This window comes from Acidimicrobiales bacterium, from assembly GCA_035546775.1.
GTDB lineage: Bacteria > Actinomycetota > Acidimicrobiia > Acidimicrobiales > JACCXE01 > JACCXE01.
In genome coordinates this window covers 273,734-291,018 of sequence record DASZWD010000030.1, presented here as the reverse complement: position 1 = coordinate 291,018, position 17,285 = coordinate 273,734, and the positions used below count along the sequence as shown (strand labels likewise).

Here is a 17,285-nt window from a genome sequence, read left to right as displayed (position 1 = left end):
CGCAAGAGCGCGGTCAGATGCCGAGCGGAAGCTGCGTCCCGTTGAACGGCTCGGTGCCGTTGACGAGGGTGGCGTCGGGCCCGCCGTGGGCGTGCATGTACATCAGCTCGCGGCCGACGTCACCGACGCCGTTCGTGCCCGCCTGCGGCAGCGCGATGCCGAGCGTCGACAGGATGCCAAGGGCGCGGCCCGAGCCGTCGAGGAACGCCGAGCCCGAGTCGCCGGGGATGCCCGGCGTGGCGGTGTTGACGTAGTGCTCCCAGCCGTTGCCGGCGTCGCCCATGCTCACGCCGAGCTTGGGCGACAGCAGCTCGAGCCCGCCGCGCAGCTCCGAGTTGCCGTAGGAGTACACCCGCGACAGCAGCGGCGCGCCGGACGTGTTGAGGCCGCTCGGACCGCCCCAGTGCGGGACCGACGGGTTGACGCGGGCAACGTCGCCGGGGTCGAGTTGCACGAGGGCGAGGTCGTTGTACGCGCACTCGTCGGGGTTCTTGTCGCCGAGCGCCTGCATCGTGATCCACGAGCTGTAGGCGAGCACGCCCGCATGCGACGCGCCGGTCACGGCGACGGCGGTGCCGAGCGGCAACGACTTCGTGGTGCAGCCGTTGGTGTCCGTGTTGCTGCCGGTGCTGGCGCAGTGCGCCGCCTGGCCGATGTAGACGACGCCCGCCGCCTCGAAGACGAAGTTGGCCGTGCACTGAGCGCCGTTGGTGAACGTCTGCACTCCGGGGTGAATGGCTGCGCTCGCCGCCGGCGCCCAGGCTGACGCGCGCGTCGGTGGGGCGAGGGCGGGCGCGAGGCCGAGCACGCTGAGGAGGGCGGTGAGAAGGGCGCGAATCACCCCGCGCCCGTACCCCTCCGTCAGGAGAAAGAAACCGATTCAGGCGAATGGCGCGTAACGCCGCGCCGCACGCACAGATTCACAGGAAGAACGTGGGTGAATTCACAGAAACGCGGCGCATCCTGTGAGGCATGGGAATTCCTCGCTCTCGCCGCGCCTTCGCCGCTAGCGCTGCCGGTTTTGCCGCCGTCGGCGGCGTCGGTGCCTTTGCCTTGATGAACGCGCTGGGCGGTGCCGCCCCCGCGGTCAACTTCACGCCCACGGCGGCGACCGACAACGTGCAGAGCACGGTCACGTCGCTGCTCGACGGTGTCACCAACGCTGCTGCTGACACGACGACCACGACGGCCGCCCCCGACAGCAACGGCGGCACGACCACCACGACCACTCCGTCCGCCACGGACCCGGCGACGGGAAACCGTCCCGGCTGCGATCACGACGGCGACCACCAATCGCTCGACGCCGCTACGAGCGCCAAGGTGCAGGCGGCGGCCGAGAAGGCTGTGCCCAAGTCCACCTTCGAGCACGCCGATCACGACCGCTCGAACCCGAGCGGTTACGTCGCCATGATGGAGAAGGCCGACGGCACCCACGTGCTCGTGCACGAAGACGCCAACTTCGCCGTCACGAAGGTGGATGACCCCGCACCCCAGCACGGACCCGGCGGTCCCGGCGGCCACCACCGCGGCGACCGCGACGGCGACGGTCCCGGCCGTTACCGCGGCACGACGCCGACCACCACCTCGGCGACCTAGCGCTCAGGCGAACGTCCGGACTAAGGCCAGGACGCCGTCGGCGTCGGGGCCCTGCGCTGTCAACGACGTCTCGGCCGCGTCGGCGCGCTGCGCCGCCACCTCGCACAGATCGCGCGCGGGGCCGCGCACGATCGTCTCGGCGGCACCGTCGGCGAACACCCACGTGTCCGTGCCGTTCGGCGCCGTGAGTTCGAACGCGACCTTGCCCTGCATCTCCCGGCCGGCGCGCACGAACGCGTAGGGGAGCGTGCGCCACGCCAGGCGGGCGATGAACCTGAGTCGATCGGTCGAGGGCAGGGCGACGCCGAGCCCCGACGCCACGTCGCCGGTGTGGATCCACGTCTCGGCGAGGCGCGTCGTGGCCAGCGTTTGCACCGACAGCGTGCCGGCGACCCACTGCACACGCTCGCTCGGATTCGCGGCGCGGTACTTGCCCAACAAGGCGTCGACGCCGGTGCGCCAGCGGGCGTAGACGTCGGCCGGCGGTGTGCCGCGCTCCTTGTCGACCATCGCTCCGGCGGCGTCGTCGACGTTGGCCGTGGGAGGCAGCCCGCGCAGCATGTCGTCGAGGAACGCGTCCATGCGATGGTCGAGCGAGGCTTCGGCCATCGCGTTGGTCTGCGCGAGGTGCAGCACGACGTCGCTCACGCTCCACCCAACGCAACGCGTCGGCTTGCCCCACGCGGCGTCGTCCACGGGCGTGAGCAGCGCGTCGAGCTCGGCCTGCTGGTCGGAGAGCGCGGCAAGGATCTCGTTCACGGGTGCAAACTACGACGCGTGGCAGACATCAAGACCATCGCCGACCTCGTTCGCGTGCACGGCCGGGAGCGCCCCGACAATCCGGCACTGACCTTCGGCGACCGCACGCTGACCTTCCGCGAGCTCGACGAGCGTTCGAACCAAGTGGCCAACGCGCTGCTGACCGAGGGCGTCGGCGTCGCGGACCGCATCGCCATCCTCGACAAGAACTCGATCGAGTACTTCGAGTTGCTCTTCGGTGGCGGCAAGGTCAACGCCGCCAACGTGGCGGTCAACTGGCGCCTTGCTCCGCCCGAGATCTCGCAGATCCTCAACGACTCCGAGGCCAAGGTGATCGTGGTCGGCCAGGAGTTCGCGCCCGTGCTCGACGCCATCGCCGCCGACCTCACCGCCGCGAAGAAGATCGTCGTCGTCGGGGGCAAGGCGGGATACACGTCCTACGAAGACTGGGTGGCGGCGCAGCCCGCGACCGACACGGGTATCGAATCGGGTCCGAACGACGTCGGCTTCCAGCTCTACACGTCGGGCACCACCGGCCTGCCCAAGGGCGTGATGCTGACCAACGACAACCTGTTCGCGCTCCTGCCGATCGCCGTACCCGACTGGGGCTTCCGCGAGGACTGCGTGAACCTCGTGGCCATGCCGCTGTTCCACATCGGTGGCAGTGGCTACGCCACCGTCGGTTTCTTCGTCGGCTGCCACACCGTGCTCATGCGCGAGGTCGACCCCGCCGCCATGCTGGCGATGATCCCGGATAAGCGCATCACCAACATGTTCGCCGTGCCCGCCGTCCTCCAGTTCATGCTCATGGTGCCGGGCGCCAAGGACATGGACTTCTCGTCGCTCGAGACGGTCGTCTACGGCGCGTCGCCCATCTCGGTCGAGGTGCTCGCCGGTGCAATGGAACTGTTCGGCGCCAAGTTCATCCAGGCCTACGGGATGACCGAGACGACGGGCGCCATCGTGTGCCTCGCGCCCGAGGACCACGACCCGGTGAACAAGCCCCACCTCCTGCGCGCCGCCGGCAAGCCGCTGCCCGGCGTCGAGTTGCGCATTGTCGACCCCGACACCAACGACGACGCCGCGGTCGGCGAGGTGGGCGAGATCTGGACGCGCAGCGGCCAGAACATGCTCGGCTACTGGCACAAGCCGGACGAGACCGCCAACACGGTCGACGCAGAGGGTTGGTTGAAGACGGGCGACGCCGGCTACCTGGACGCGGACGGATATCTCTATATCCACGACCGCGTGAAGGACATGATCATCTCGGGCGGTGAGAACATCTATCCCGCCGAAATCGAGAACTGCCTGATGTCGCATCCCGGTGTGGCCGACGTCGCGGCGTTCGGAATCCCGTCGGAGAAGTGGGGCGAGACGGTGCACGCCCTCGTCGTCAAGGCGGCGGGACAGGACCCGACGCCCGAGGAGATCATCGCCTTCGCCCGCGAACGCCTCGCCCACTTCAAGTGCCCGACGGGCGTCGGCTTCATCGACGCCCTGCCGCGCAACCCGTCAGGAAAGATCCTTCGTCGGGAGCTCCGTGCCCCCTTCTGGGAGGGCCGGGAGCGGGCGGTGAACTAACCGGCCGCGCACGATCAGGCCGTAGATCGACAAAGCGACGCCTCCGAAGCAGATCAGCGCCAGCACGCGCATGCCGCCGCGGGAATGGAACGGGATCAGCGTGGCCATGCCGGCGCCTGCGACCCAGCACAACTGAAAGATCGTCTCGTAGCGGGCGAAGGTGCGGCCGCGGATCGCCTCGGGCGCGTCGCGCTGCACCAGCGAGTCGAACGCCAGGCGCCCGGCGGTGCTGCCGAAGCCGACGACGGCGGCGACGAGTCCGGCGTTGCGCAGCGTGAACGCGTGCGACACGTACAGCGCGGCGCCGCCCATCAGCAGGAGCGCGCTCAGCAGCAGCAGCGGTTCGCGCAGCACCTTGCGCAGCGCCGGGGCGACGGCCGAACCGGCGAAGCCGCCGAGACCAGCCGCGCCGATCGTCAGCGCGAAGCCCTTCGTGCCGTGGCCGTGCGCCCGCAGCAGGAACGCGAGGAGAAACGTGAGGAAGCCGACGCTGGCCCGGCACGCGCCCATGACCACGCCACCGCCGATCAGGCGCGAGCTGAGCAGGGCGCGGTAGTCACCGGCGACGTGGTCGTGCGCGGTGTCGCCTTCGGGTTTCGGCAACGCGAACGCCGGTGGGACTACGACGATGAACAGGATCGTCGCCAGCCACAGCGTCGCCTTGGTCGAGATGAAGTGCTGCACGCCGCCGCCGACCGCCGCGCCGACCGCCGCGCCGGCGACCGACGTCACTGCCAGCCAGGCGTTGGCCCACATCAACCGGTGGTGCTCGTCGATGGTGGTCGGCACGATGGCGGCGCGGCTGATGCCGTGGGCGCGGGACAACACGAGCAAGCCGAAGGCGAGGGGATACAGCCACAACCGGTCGGTGCGCGTCGACAGCAACAGCGCCAGCACGGCGCGCCCCCCAGCGCTGGCGAGCAAGCCGAGGCGGTAGGCGCCGCGGCGGCGATCGAGCGCCGGGCCCACCAGCGGTGACAGGACGGCGAAGGGCGTCATCGTCAACAGCAGGTACAAGCCGACCTTGTCGCGCGCCTCGCCTACCGGCACGTTGAAGAACAGGGTGTTGGCAAGGGCGACGGCGACCATGGCGTCGCCCGCCGCGTGCAGCGCCTGCACCGCCACCAGCCGGCGGAACGCCAGCGGGGCTTCTCGCAACGGGCGCAGTATTACCACTGCCTAACTCTTACGCGATCCAGACCTCGGTGGCGCGCAGAGTGTCGGGATCGAGGGCGACGAGGTCGGCGCGCAGGTCGACGGCGATGGCGCCGCGCTCACCGTCGAGGCCGAGCAGGCGCGCCGGCGTGGTGGCGGCCGCGTGCACCACGTCGACGATGTCGATGCGCGCTGCCTGCACCATGCGTGCCACGCACTCGTCCATGCGGGCGCAGCTGCCGGCGATGGTGCCGTCGGGCAGGCGCGGGGCGCCGTCGACGATCTCGACGCGGTCGTGCGTCTGCCAGCCGACGGCGTCGGTCACCAAAATCCACCCGCCGCGCCCCTTGGCCCGCGCCGCGGCGCGCAACGCTGCGGGGTGCACGTGCACGCCGTCGGCGATGAGCGACGGCACGAGGCGGTCGTCCGAGAGAGCGGCGCCCAGGATGCCCGGCGCCCGGTGGTGCAGCGGCGCCATTCCGTTGAACAGGTGGGTGACGAGCCGCGCGCCGGCGTCGGCGCCCGCGATCGCCGTCTCGTAGGTCGCCTTCGAGTGGCCCATGCTCACCAGCACGCCGCGGTTGCACAGGAGGCCGATGGCCTCGGCGGCCAACGGCTGCTCGGGGCCGAGGGTCATCACCCGCACGATTGGCGGGAGGGCGGCGAGCCAGTCGAGGTCGATCGGGGCGACCCACTCGGGCACGTGGGCGCCGTAGGCGTCGCCCAAGAACGGCCCTTCGAGGTGGGCGCCGATGATGGTGGGGCGAGCGTGCGCCGGTGGCCGCCGCGCCGCGCCGGCGATGCGCTCGAGGCGTTCGGGGTAGACCGCCAGCGGCGCGGTCACGATCGTCGGGCACCACGCGGTGACGCCCTGCGACGCCAGCAGATGGTCGAGGCGATCCCAGTCGTCGCCCGCGGCGGTGGCGACGTCGACGTCGACGTGACCGTTCACCTGCACGTCGATGAAACCCGGCGCCAGCACGCGCGCGGGCGCGACACCGGTGTGCGGGCGTACGTCGACGATCACGCCTTCGTCGATCGACACCTCACCCGGCGCGAGCAGCCCGTCGGGGGTGATGACCACGGATGCGGCGAGCGTGGTCATGACAGCAACGCGGCGCGCACGCCGGCGACGAAGTCCTCGCCATAGCTCACGCCTTCCTCGTAGCCGTCGCCCCAGGGGTCGGGGAGGTAGCCCTGCCACACCGGGGACAGGCCGGCGAGCAGCATCGGCCCGCCAACCGCGGCTTCGATCTTGTTGCCCAGCGCGTGGAAGGCCTCGCCGGGCACGGTGACGAGTTCGACGTCGCCCAGCCACCACTCCACGAGTTCGACGGGGACGTGTCCCGCCACGCCGGCCACCGCAGCCAGCGCGCCCGTCGCCTCGACTTCGACCCAGCGGTGACGACGCACGCCGACTGCGCCGTGGCCGACGGGTCGGGCAGCGTCGAGCGCCGGGCCGACGACGCCGGCGACCCGCACGCCGAGTTCGTCGGCGTCCTCGAAGTTGTCGTTGTCGTAGAAGCCGGTGGCGTGGGCGTGCAGCGGCGGGTTGACGTCGCCCAGCGCGCCGGAAAGCAGCACCGCCCGCCCGTCGTGGGTGCGTTCGAGTTCGTTGCGGAACGAGCCGACCCAGTCGCTCGACACCGCCAGGCACGCCGGGCCGAGGGCGACGGGATGGATCGACACGTTGGCGATGGCACCGATGCGGGCGCCACTGGCGGCGCGCACGTCGAGGGCGGCGAAATGCGGAGCGTACGGGTGGCCGCGCCGGTTGACCGACAACCCGTCGGGCAGTGCTTCGCGGCGGTAGTGAAAGGTTGCGGATTCGGCGTTGGCGCGCGCTTCGCGCGCCGCGTCGAGGCAGCCGCGCACGAGGATGTCGAGGTAGCCGTCAGGCGTCGGCCAGCCGAGCCGTTCCGAGCCGGCCATCGTCGACGGGCCGGCGTGGGTGTGGATGCAGGCGGTGAGCACGGCCGGCGCCGGCAGATCAAGCAGGTCGCGAACCGCGGCGCGTACCGGGTTGGCGAACCCGGGTGACATGCCGAGCAGGTCGCACACCAGCAAGCAGAGCCCGACACCGTCGCTCGACGCGTAGAAGGCGCGCACCTCGAGGTCGTCGCGCACTTCGGTGGCGGGTCCGGCGCGGTCACCGAAGCCGGCGAGCATGACCGGCAGCGGCGGCGTGATGACGGCGCGCCCGAAGCCGACCCGAGTCGTCACGGCGCGGTTTCCATTCCGATTGGCGACTCGCGGCCGCGCAAGTCGATCGCGGCCGTCAACAAGAACGCGAACACCACGCCCACGACAAGCACGGTACTGACCGACGTGTGGTCGGCGAGCCACCCGCCGGCCAGCAGGCCGAAGGGCACGGTGCCGCCAAAGCCCATGATCCACAGCGCCATCACGCGGCCGCGCACCTGCTCGCTCAAATGGTTCTGCAACACCGTGGACAGCGAGGTGATCGTGGCGAAGTAGAAGAAGCCGACAAAGAAGACGACGGGGAACGCGAGCGCCGGTGTCCGCAGCGCCGCGAGCACGCCAAGGAAGACGCCGAAGATCGGCATGCCGACGCGCACGATCTTCGCCTTCGAGGTGTCGACCCAGACGGTCCCGACGGCGATGGCGCCCAGCGCCGCGCCCGACCCGAAGCTGGCAAAGAGGATGCCGTAGGCGGTACCGGTCACGTTCATGCCGAGGTTGTCGCCGGCGATGACGGGCAACAGGCCGATAAAGCACAGGCAGAAGAAGGAGAACGTCGTGATCATGATGAGACATCGGCCGACGAGTCCGTCGTGGCGGGCGATGCGGAAACCCCCGAGGGCGCGCTTGATGCCCTGTTCGCTGTGATCGGGATATGGCCGTGGGATTGTCACCATCAGCAGCGTCACGATGGCGAACAGGTAGGTCAGCGCGTTGATAAAGAAGACGCCCCACGCGTGCACGAAGGGAATGATGAGGCCGCCGATGACCGGCCCGATCACCCGCGAGAGGTTGAGCTGTACGGATTGCAGCGACACCGCGCCCGGCAGGTCCTTCTTGCCGACGAGTTGCGGCTGCACCGCCGACATGGTCGGCGCGAACAGTGCGTTGCCGATGCCGATGCCGAGCACGCAGAAGAACAGTGCGGCATGGGACGGGTGGTGCTGGGCGGCGAAGAACGCCAACAGGAACGACAGCGCGCCCTGCTCGACCTGCGTCGCCACCAGCAGCCACCGGCGATCGATCGAATCGGCGAGCATGCCGCCGATCAGCGACAGCGCGAGCAGAGGGCCGAGCTGGGCGAAGCCCAGCAGCGCGACGAAGCCCGAGGAGTGCGTCAGTTTGAACGCCAGCGCGCCGAGCGCCGCGTTCTGCATCCACGTCCCCACGTTCGACGCCAGCGAACCCCACCACACGAGGGCGAAGTCGCGGTGGGCGAGGGCGGCGCGAGCGCTGCCCCGTCGGAAGGGGGCGTCGCCCTCGAGGACGGACTCTTCGCCTTCCTCGAGATCGAACACTTCCTCCGACATGGCCGCTCAAGCTACGCGGGGCGACCGCCTGTCCTGGAAACGAAGTCTTCCCACCAGCGGAGTTCGTCGTCGTCGCCGACGGCTTTTTCCCAGCCCATCATGCACATCTGCGCCAGGGCGCACAGACCCACGGCGTCGTCCCACCAGCCGGCGGTCGCGACGCCACGACGTTCGAGCGCATCGCGGTAGCAGGCGATCGTGTCTTCCTTCGAGCGCGGCAGCCGGGCGCGGTTGACGCCGAGATACCACATCAGTTCCCATAGCCCCGGGCACGAACCGGGATACGCCCAGTCGAGCAGGATCGTCTGCTTCGTGGTGGCGTTGTAGCCGAGGTTGCCCATCTTCCAGTCGCCCGCGACAAAGGTGACGGGCAGGGCGCGCAACGCGTCGGCGAGCCGGGTCGGGTCGGCCCGGATTGGCTCGACCAGATCCGCGAGCGCCGGCGAGCGGTCGCGCAGCATCGACCATCCCTGCTGGGCGACGACGATCGGGCTCGGCGGGTCGGCGGCTTGCATTTCACGGGCCACGTTCGCATCGGAGAAGAAGCCGATGCGCTGCTCGATCGAGGACAGACCGACGTCGTCGCGCCAGCCCCAGTAGGCGGCGTGGAACGCCGCCATGTGGTCCATGAACGCGTCGGCCTGCTCGGCGGTGACGAGGTCGTCGCCCTCCGGAATCAGATGCTCGCTGACGTCGCGCGCCAGCAGCGACAGCCGACCGGCCTCGAGCGACATTGCGACGATGGTGTGGTCGATCTCGGGCGGCACGCGGTCGTACAGGCCGGCGTGCCACACCTTGTACTCCCAGAAGTCCGTGTTGCCGGAGCACCGCATGATCCAGTCGGCGTCGTAGGACAGCACCTTCAGGAAGTAGCGCTGCCCGTCGACCGTGAGCTTTTCGAAACGCGCGCCCGACTTGCCATCGGACGGATTGACGACGACCCGGTCGGTGGCGCGCGCCAGCAGGTCGTCGAGGTTCATCGCGCCGCCGCGATCGCCTTCGACCACGGGCGGCACAGGAAGCGCAGGCGCTCGCACCCGTCGTCACCGAGCGGTTCGTAGGCGAGCAGCGCACTGGCGTCGGTCTGGTCTTCGACCCACTGGCGCGACGCCGCGCCCGTCTCGGTGAACGCCCCATTGGCGTTCAGGTGACCCTTGCGCTGCAGCGACTCGACTGCGGCCTGCCACTCGTCGTCGGACCACGCCCGCGTCGACTGGAGCACGTCACGACCGATCTCGCCCGACGCGGCGTGGCACACCAGCGCCTCGCAGCCGTCGATGCCCTCGGCGGTCATGGCCGCGACGTGGATGTCGCCGCGGAACTCGCGCAGCAGCGACTGGGCGTGCCACAACACGAGGAGGGGATCGTCGGGCCACGGCAACGTGGCGTGACCGGCGAAGAGCGGCTTGCCACTCAGATGCCCGCACGCCTCCTCGGCGGCGCGTCGCGCCAAGCTGGCGGCTTCTTCGAGATCGGCGCCGACGGCGAGGTCGCCGATGGTGCGGCGCAACATCGCGCCGGCGGCCTCGAGCCGCGCCGCGAGGAGCGCGGCCGGCGTCGTGACGTCCCAGACGCCGTCCATGGCGTGGCGCACGAGGCCCCTGTTGAAGTTGAAGAAGGTGGCGATGACGAGTTCCGCCGACGCGGGGCCCATCGCGGCCGAGCGCGACGCGAAGTAACCGGAGCGGCCCGTCACGCCGAGCGCGGCGTAGGCGTCGGTGGCCTCGGGGGCGAAGTAGATGTAGCCGTGGATCATCTCCAACGTGCGGTGCGTCTTGCGGGCGACGATCGGTTCCATCGCCGTCAGCCCCGCGCCACGTGCTCGTCGAGGAACGCCAGGGTGCGGGCGAAGGCCTGGCGCGCCGCGTCGGGGCGGTACGACGCACGCGTGTCGTTGAAGAACGCGTGCGGGGCGTCGGGGTACACCACGGCTTCGTAGGACTTGCCCGCTTCGTCGGCCGCCTTCTGGAAACCCGGGATCGTGCCGACGAGCCGCGAGTCCAACTCGCCGTGCAGGCACAGGACGGGACAGTGCAGGTTGGCGATCTGCTCGGGCGTCGGCGCCGCGCCGTAGAAGCCAACCGCGCCCTTCAGCAGCGGCTCGTCACACGCCAGACGCGCCGCCATGCCGCCGCCCATGCAGAACCCGATGGCACCGACGTTGCCGTCGCAGTATTCCTGCGCCGCCAGCCACTGCGTCGTGACGCGCAACTCGGCGATGAACTTCTCGAAGTTGGCGAACTGGCCGAACAGCGTCGTCATCGTGTCGTTGAGTGCGTCGGCTTCGGCTTGCGGGAGTTTGGCCAGCTCGGCGTTGCGGGCGTCGGTGTCCTGCCACGAGCCCGTCGGGATGGTGTCGAAGAAGTCCATCAGGGTGCGCACGCGTGCGGGTGTGATCGCCTCGGGTCGCTGCGCGCCCCCGAGTGAGTACACGTCGGGTGACACCGCGACGTAGCCGGCCGCCGCCATGCGGTTCGTCACGTCCTCGATGTGGGCGTCGACGCCCCACACCTCTTGCAGCACGAGCACGCCCGGAAGCGGAGTCGTGGCCGCCTCCGGCCGCGCCACGTACACGGCGAGGTCGCCGTCGGCCCCCTCGATCGATTCCCAGCCTGCGATCAGCTCCATCGCTGCAACGTACGCGACGCCGAGCGCGCATGCCCGCGCCTGCCCGCGGCTGCGCCACCCACCGCCGCGCCCAGGACCTCCCGCGCTTCACTGCAGTGTAATAGCGACAACTCCTCGGATGGCGGTGGGAGGAGGCCCCTGCGGCGTTGCGTGTTGACCCACGCGGGGTCGGCGCCGTTGCGTCGGGCGGTGTCGAGCGTGGAGCGCATGTAGCGGAGCGTCGATTCGGGGATCTGGCCCGGCCGGTACATGCTGCGGCCCATGGGATGCACCCAGCTTGTGCCCGGCAGGTGTAACGCGATGGCAGGCCGCCTGGTTGTCGCTATGACACTGCAGGAAAACGGGGGACGTGGCCGCCGCCCCGGCCGACGCGGCCGCGGCTCGCCCGGCAACTCTCGGCGACCTCACAGGAAAGTCTCAGACTCCGGGTGCAGACTGAGGACCCATGAACGACCGCCTCCCACGCGTCCTCGTGGTCGACGACGAGGAGAACATCACCTTCCTGCTCGACTCGGCGCTGCGCCACTTCGGCTACGACGTGCGGGTGGCCAACAACGGCCGCGACGCCATCGCCCAGGTCGAGCGGTTCAATCCCGACGTCGTCCTCCTCGACGTGATGCTGCCCGACCTCGACGGGTTCGAGATCGTGCGCCGCCTGCGCCTCGACGGCTCGAAGGTGCCGGTGCTGTTCCTGTCGGCGAAGGACACGACCGAAGACAAGGTGCGCGGCCTCACCCTCGGCGGCGACGACTACGTCACCAAGCCGTTCAGCCTCGAAGAGGTGATCGCCCGCATCCAGGTGATTCTGCGCCGCCAGGGTGCGGGCGCGGGCTCGAACAAGCTGAACTTTGCCGACCTCGAGATGGACGACGAGGCCCACGTCGTGCGCCGCGCCGGCGAGATCATCGAACTGTCGCCGACGGAGTACAACCTGCTGCGCTTCCTCATGGTCAACGCCGGGCGTGTGCTCAGCCGCAGCCAGATCCTGGACCACGTGTGGCAGTACGACTTCGGCGGCCACGCCACCGTCGTGGAGACCTACATCAGCTACCTGCGCAAGAAGCTCGACAAGCTCGGGCCACCGCTGATCCAGACGGTTCGCGGCGTGGGCTACTCACTGCGGCTCGCCGCGTAAGGCCGTGTCGCTCCGCCGGCGAATCATCGTCGGCTTCGTCGCTGTCGCCCTCGTTCTGATCGCCAGCAACGTCGCTCTGGCGTCGACGTTCCATTCGTTCCTGCTGCACCGCGTCGACCAGCAATTGGTCACGAGCGGGGACTCGCTCGGTCGCGGCCGCCCCGATCTCAACGGCGGTTCGACGCTCACCGAGTACTACGTCGCCTCGCTCGACACCGCCACCGGACAGGTCACGCACTACGAGTCGCCCTTCGAAGCGCAGCGCCCGTCGCCGAAGCTGACGGCGAAGACGCTGAACGACCACATCGTCAACCCGGGCGACGCCCCGAAGCCGTGGACGACGACCGCGGTGTCGGGCAGTGGGAAGTGGCGCATGATCGCCCAAGTCGACCCGCGCGACGGTGACGTCACGCTGCTCGGTCTGAGCCTCGACGGCCTCCAGGCAACGCTCGTCCACATGCGCGAGATTCAGATCCTCGGCAGTCTCGCCGTGCTGGCCGCTCTGGGGTTCGTGTCGTTCTGGGTGATGCGCCTCGGCGTGCTGCCCGTCGCCGCGATGGCCCACACCGCCGAGCAAATCAGCGAGGGCGACTTGTCCTTGCGCGTCGACCATCCCGATCCCGCAACCGAGGTCGGTCGCCTCGGGGCGTCGTTCAACCGGATGCTCGACCGCATCCAGGAGGCGTTTCGCGCCCGGGCGGAGAGCGAAGCCAAGGTCCGCCGCTTCGCCGCCGACGCGTCGCACGAACTCCGCACGCCGCTGACGTCGATCCGCGGGTACGCCGAGTTGTATCGCGCCGGCGCGCTGTCGAAGAGCGCCGACCTCAAAGACGCCATGGGCCGCATCGAAGCCGAGGCGGAACGCATGGGCTCGCTCGTCGAGGAGCTGTTGCAACTGGCCCGCCTCGACCAGGAACAGCCGATGGAGTTCAGCAACGTGAACCTCGGCGAGATCGCCAACGACGCCGTCAACGACGCCCGCGCCGTCGAGCCCGACCGGCCGATCACGGTCGCCGTGGCCGGCGGCGAGCCCATCGTCGTGCGCGGCAACGACCCGGCGCTGCGCCAGGTGATGTCGAATCTGCTGGGCAACGTGCGCGCCCACACACCACCGCAGACTCCGGCGACGGTGACGGTCAGCCGCAACGGCAAGTTCGTCACGATCGCCGTGAGCGACGAAGGTCCCGGCATGCCCGAAGACGTCGCCGCCCACGCGTTCGAACGCTTCTACCGCGCGGATGCGGCGCGCACCCGCGCCGCCGGCGGCAGCGGGCTGGGGTTGTCGATCGTCGAGTCGATCGCGCGGGCGCACGGCGGCGAGGCCACCGTCACGTCGGCGCCGGGCAAAGGCACCCGGTTCGAAGTCAAGCTCCCGGTGTCGACATGAGACGGCTCATCGCAGTCGTCCTCGCGGTCGTGGTCGTGCTCGTCGGCGGCTCCGCCTTCTACTTGAAGGTGCTCGAGCATCCCGACAAGAAGCTGACGATCGACAGCACGGCGTCGCACTCGTCGACCACCATCGACGCGGCCGCCGACGACGGCACGAGCGACGGAACGTGGAAGGCGTCGTCGGACAGCATCGTCGGCTACCGCGTGCAGGAGACGTTGTTCGGTTCGTCGGCGACGGCGACCGGTCGCACCTCGAAGGTCACCGGCTCGATCACCATAAGCGGCACGACGGTGAACTCCGGTTCGTTCAGCATCGACATGAACTCGGTGTCGTCGGACCGCACGCAACGCGACGGCCAGTTCCGCGGCCGCATCATGAACACGGCGCAGTTCCCGACGGCCACCTTCAAGCTCACGCGGCCGATCGCGCTGTCGTCGGTGGCGATGAACGAGGAGATCAAGGCCACGGCGACCGGTGACCTCACGCTGCACGGCGTCACCCAGTCGGTCACCTTCGACGTCGTCGCCAAGCGCGTCACCGGTCAGATCAAGGTCAACGGCGAGATCCCGATCCACTTCGCCGACTACGGCATCGGCAACCCGTCCGGTGGCCCCGCCCGGGTCGGCGACGACGGCACCCTCGAATTCACCCTCGTCTTCACTCGGTAACGTCCTGCGCCATGGCCGAGCCGTGGTGGAAAACCGGAGTCGTGTACCAGATCTACCCGCGCTCGTTCGCCGACTCGAACGCACTTCGATACTTCTGATCTGTTGCCAAGTTGTGGCTGCCAAAACTTGTCAAAGACAGGATTTGGCAGCCATAAGTCGTCAACGAACGCGGTTACCCGCTGCTTTTTCGGCCACGTAGGCCACAGCCGTCAGGAACGCTCCCATCGCCAGCCCGATGATCAATCCCCAGCCGAGCGATGCTGGGACGCCCCACTCCAAGAACACAAGACCTCTAAGAAACCCCGTCACGAACCACACGGAGAAAAGCCCCGCGAACACGAGAAACCATCGCCGACGAGGCGGTCCGTCTGTGGTGGCCACACGTCCATCTTGCCGAACATAAAGAGCGGTAACTCCCCGTAGGCTCGGCGGATGGCTGAGCCGTGGTGGAAAACCGGCGTGATCTATCAGATCTATCCGCGCAGCTTTTGCATGGGTGGGACTGAGGACGACCGTCGTCGTCGCTTTGAAGCCGTGGGCAAGAAGTATCCGACTGGACCTTTGGCCGACTCGAACGGCGACGGGATGGGCGATCTCGACGGAATCTGCTCGAAGCTCGACTACATCGCCGAACTCGGGGTCGACGCCATCTGGCTGTCGCCGATCTTCCCCTCGCCGCAGAAGGACATGGGCTACGACGTCGCCGACTACTGCGACGTCGACCCGCTCTTCGGCGACCTCGCCGCGGCGGACGCGCTGATCGCCGCCGCCCACGGGCGCGGCCTGCGCGTGCTGCTCGACTGGGTGCCGAACCACACGTCGGATCAGCACCCGTGGTTCGTCGAGTCACGCGCGTCGCGCGACAACCCCAAGGCCGACTGGTACTGGTGGCGCGACGGCGACCCGTCCACGCCGCCCAACAACTGGGAAGCGGCCTTCGTCGGCGGGCCGGCGTGGACGTGGGTGCCTGAACGTCAGCAGTGGTACCTGCACAACTTCTTGCCCGAGCAGCCCGACTTGAACTGGCGCAACCCCGAGGTGCGCGCCGCCATGTACGACACGTTGCGCTTCTGGCTCGACCGCGGCGTCGACGGCTTCCGCATCGACGTCATCCACCTGCTGGGCAAGCCCGAAAACCTGCCGCCCAAGCCCGACGACGTCGGCGCGCAGCTGACGACCTTCTTCGACTTCGACGACACGCATCCGATCCTGCACGACATCCGAGCGCTGCTCGACTCGTATCCCGGCGAACGTATGGCCGTCGGCGAGGTGTTCCTCTTGTCGACCAAGTTGGTGGCGAAGTACTACGGCGACAACGACGAGTTGCACCTGGCGTTCAACTTCCCGCCGCTGTTCGCCCGCTGGGACGCCGACGCGTTCCGCAAGCGCATCGACCGCGTCGAAGAGGAGATCACCGGCACGTCGTGGCCGACCTGGGTGCTGTCGAACCACGACAACCCGAGGCACCGCACCCGCTACGGCGGCAGCGAAGGGCGCGCCCGCGCCGCGGCGGTCCTTCTGCTGACCATGCGCGGCACGCCGTTCCTCTACGCCGGTGAAGAGCTTGGGCTCGAGGACGCCGTCGTCGAGCACGAGGAGGATCCGGGCGGGCGCGACGGCTGCCGCGCTCCGATCCCGTGGGAGGTGGTGGCGGGCAACGCGATGTTGCCGCTCTACCAGTCGCTGCTAGCGGCGCGCCGAGCGTCACCGGCGCTACACAGCGGCGCGTTCGCCTGGATCGACAGCGCGCCCGGCACGCTCGTCTACGAACGCACGCGGGGCGACGACCGCCGCATCGTGGCGATCAACTTCACCGGCGAAACCAAACCCGTCCTGTTGCCCGAAGGCGACTGGCGAGTCGAAGTGTCAACCGCTGGCGACTTCGGCGGCCAGCTCGCTCCCGACCAAGCGGTCGTCCTGCGCCCGGCTTAGGAGGCGACGGCGACGAGGTCGTTGCGGGCGGCGCGCTCGCCGATCTTGGCGGCCACGCGACCGATGCGGGCGATCCGATCGAGCAGCGCCTCGCGCGCCTGCTCGGCTTCAGGCGTGAGGCCCGTGAGCGATTCGACGCCCCAGTCGCGCAACACGACGGGCACGAGGATCTGGTCGTGGTGGATCTGCATGTCGTAGATGCCAGCCTTGGCGATCGCCTTGGCGTGCTCGTTGAATCCGGGGATACCAGTGCCGGGCATCTCGAAGTCGCGCACCTGCTTCTCGATGGCGATGACGAGGGCGGAGGGGTCGATCTTGATCGCGGCGCTGACGATGTCGCGGTAAAAGAGGAAGTGGAAGTTCTCGTCCGCCGCGACGCGCTTCATGATCTTGTAGCCCCAGCCGTCGTCGAGCAGCTTGCCGGTGTTGAAGTGGGCGATGCGCGTTGCCAGTTCCTGCAGCGCCACGTACGCCATGCCTTCGGCCGCCGTCGGCGGTTCGGGCACCATGCCCTTGGACACCTGCACCATGCGGTCGCGCTCGAGGGCGACGGGGTCGACGGCGCGGGTCACCGTCAGGTAGTCGCGGATCACGATCGAGTGGCGGCCTTCTTCGGCGGTCCAGCGCTTGCTCCACGCGCCCCATACGTCGTCGCGGCCGAACATGCGCTCGATGTCGCGGAAGTAATAGGGGAGGTTGTCTTCGGTCAGCAGGTTCACGACCAGGGCGCTGCGCACCGCCGGCGGGATCTTCTCGTCGTCGGCGACCCACTCCTCGCCGGGTTCGAAGTCGCGGCCCTGGCTCCAGGGCACGTACTCGTGCGGGAACCACTCTTGGGTCTTCGCCAAATGCCGTTCCATGAGGCGCTCGGCCTCGGGCACCAGTGCGTCCAAGAGGGCAAGATCGTCCGGATGTACGGGCATTTCGCC

16 protein-coding genes are annotated in these 17,285 nt (G+C 69.1%); 6 read left to right on the top strand and 10 right to left on the bottom strand.

All coding sequences use genetic code 11. The features are described 5' to 3' along the window. Positions 1-13 precede the first annotated feature (13 nt). Positions 14-841 carry a hypothetical protein gene (locus tag VHC63_07275; protein ID HVV36390.1) on the bottom strand — a complete coding sequence of 276 codons (828 nt, stop codon included), beginning with the start codon at positions 839-841 and terminating at the stop codon, positions 14-16. Between the two features lie 131 nt (positions 842-972). On the opposite strand from VHC63_07275, the gene VHC63_07270 reads away from it, so the two are divergent. After that, on the top strand, positions 973-1,596 hold the full coding sequence (locus VHC63_07270) for a hypothetical protein (protein ID HVV36389.1): 624 nt from the start codon (positions 973-975) through the stop codon (positions 1,594-1,596). A 3-nt stretch (positions 1,597-1,599) separates the two neighbouring features. Here VHC63_07270 and VHC63_07265 read toward each other — a convergent pair whose 3' ends face one another. After that, positions 1,600-2,355 (bottom strand): maleylpyruvate isomerase family mycothiol-dependent enzyme, encoded by a 756-nt coding sequence (locus VHC63_07265; protein HVV36388.1) that lies wholly within the window; start codon positions 2,353-2,355, stop codon positions 1,600-1,602. A gap of 18 nt (positions 2,356-2,373) precedes the next feature. Between VHC63_07265 and VHC63_07260 the strand changes: the two genes are divergently transcribed. Next, entirely contained in the window at positions 2,374-3,936 is a 1,563-nt protein-coding gene (locus tag VHC63_07260) for a fatty acid--CoA ligase (GenBank protein ID HVV36387.1), read from the top strand. Here VHC63_07260 and VHC63_07255 read toward each other — a convergent pair. The 7 genes from VHC63_07255 to VHC63_07225 are packed head-to-tail and all read right to left on the bottom strand — an operon-like array spanning position 3,868 to position 11,231. Continuing rightward, positions 3,868-5,094 (bottom strand): MFS transporter, encoded by a 1,227-nt coding sequence (locus VHC63_07255; protein ID HVV36386.1) that lies wholly within the window; start codon positions 5,092-5,094, stop codon positions 3,868-3,870. The two genes, VHC63_07260 and VHC63_07255, sit on opposite strands and share 69 nt — an antisense overlap. 28 nt (positions 5,095-5,122) lie before the next feature. Further along, positions 5,123-6,196 carry an amidohydrolase family protein gene (locus VHC63_07250; protein ID HVV36385.1) on the bottom strand — a complete coding sequence of 358 codons (1,074 nt, stop codon included), beginning with the start codon at positions 6,194-6,196 and terminating at the stop codon, positions 5,123-5,125. Further along, positions 6,193-7,314 carry a hypothetical protein gene (locus tag VHC63_07245; protein HVV36384.1) on the bottom strand — a complete coding sequence of 374 codons (1,122 nt, stop codon included), beginning with the start codon at positions 7,312-7,314 and terminating at the stop codon, positions 6,193-6,195. The genes VHC63_07250 and VHC63_07245 overlap by 4 nt, the downstream gene beginning before the upstream one ends. Next, positions 7,311-8,603, bottom strand: coding sequence for an MFS transporter (locus VHC63_07240; protein HVV36383.1), 1,293 nt, complete (start codon positions 8,601-8,603; stop codon positions 7,311-7,313). Before VHC63_07240 ends, VHC63_07245 begins: the two co-directional genes overlap by 4 nt. 11 nt (positions 8,604-8,614) lie before the next feature. After that, positions 8,615-9,610 (bottom strand): hypothetical protein, encoded by a 996-nt coding sequence (locus VHC63_07235; GenBank protein HVV36382.1) that lies wholly within the window; start codon positions 9,608-9,610, stop codon positions 8,615-8,617. Continuing rightward, on the bottom strand, positions 9,580-10,401 hold the full coding sequence (locus VHC63_07230; GenBank protein ID HVV36381.1) for a hypothetical protein: 822 nt from the start codon (positions 10,399-10,401) through the stop codon (positions 9,580-9,582). Before VHC63_07230 ends, VHC63_07235 begins: the two co-directional genes overlap by 31 nt. A 5-nt stretch (positions 10,402-10,406) precedes the next feature. Continuing rightward, positions 10,407-11,231: a dienelactone hydrolase family protein gene (locus tag VHC63_07225; GenBank protein HVV36380.1), complete on the bottom strand. Its 825-nt coding sequence runs from the start codon at positions 11,229-11,231 to the stop codon at positions 10,407-10,409. Positions 11,232-11,676: 445 nt separating this feature from the next. Here VHC63_07225 and VHC63_07220 point away from each other — a divergent pair, with 445 nt between their 5' ends. From VHC63_07220 to VHC63_07205, 4 genes are all read left to right on the top strand, one after another. Beyond that, positions 11,677-12,366 (top strand): response regulator transcription factor, encoded by a 690-nt coding sequence (locus VHC63_07220; GenBank protein ID HVV36379.1) that lies wholly within the window; start codon positions 11,677-11,679, stop codon positions 12,364-12,366. 4 nt (positions 12,367-12,370) lie between these two features. Beyond that, the gene (locus tag VHC63_07215; protein HVV36378.1) at positions 12,371-13,753 is read left to right on the top strand and encodes a HAMP domain-containing sensor histidine kinase; all 1,383 of its coding nucleotides are present in this window, start codon (positions 12,371-12,373) and stop codon (positions 13,751-13,753) included. Then, positions 13,750-14,424 (top strand): YceI family protein, encoded by a 675-nt coding sequence (locus tag VHC63_07210; protein ID HVV36377.1) that lies wholly within the window; start codon positions 13,750-13,752, stop codon positions 14,422-14,424. The genes VHC63_07215 and VHC63_07210 overlap by 4 nt, the downstream gene beginning before the upstream one ends. A gap of 432 nt (positions 14,425-14,856) precedes the next feature. After that, complete coding sequence (locus VHC63_07205; protein ID HVV36376.1) at positions 14,857-16,356, top strand: alpha-amylase family glycosyl hydrolase; 1,500 nt, start codon at positions 14,857-14,859, stop codon at positions 16,354-16,356. Here VHC63_07205 and VHC63_07200 read toward each other — a convergent pair. Beyond that, the gene (locus VHC63_07200; GenBank protein ID HVV36375.1) at positions 16,353-17,279 is read right to left on the bottom strand and encodes an acyl-ACP desaturase; all 927 of its coding nucleotides are present in this window, start codon (positions 17,277-17,279) and stop codon (positions 16,353-16,355) included. The two genes, VHC63_07205 and VHC63_07200, sit on opposite strands and share 4 nt — an antisense overlap. Between the last annotated feature and the right edge of the window lie 6 nt (positions 17,280-17,285).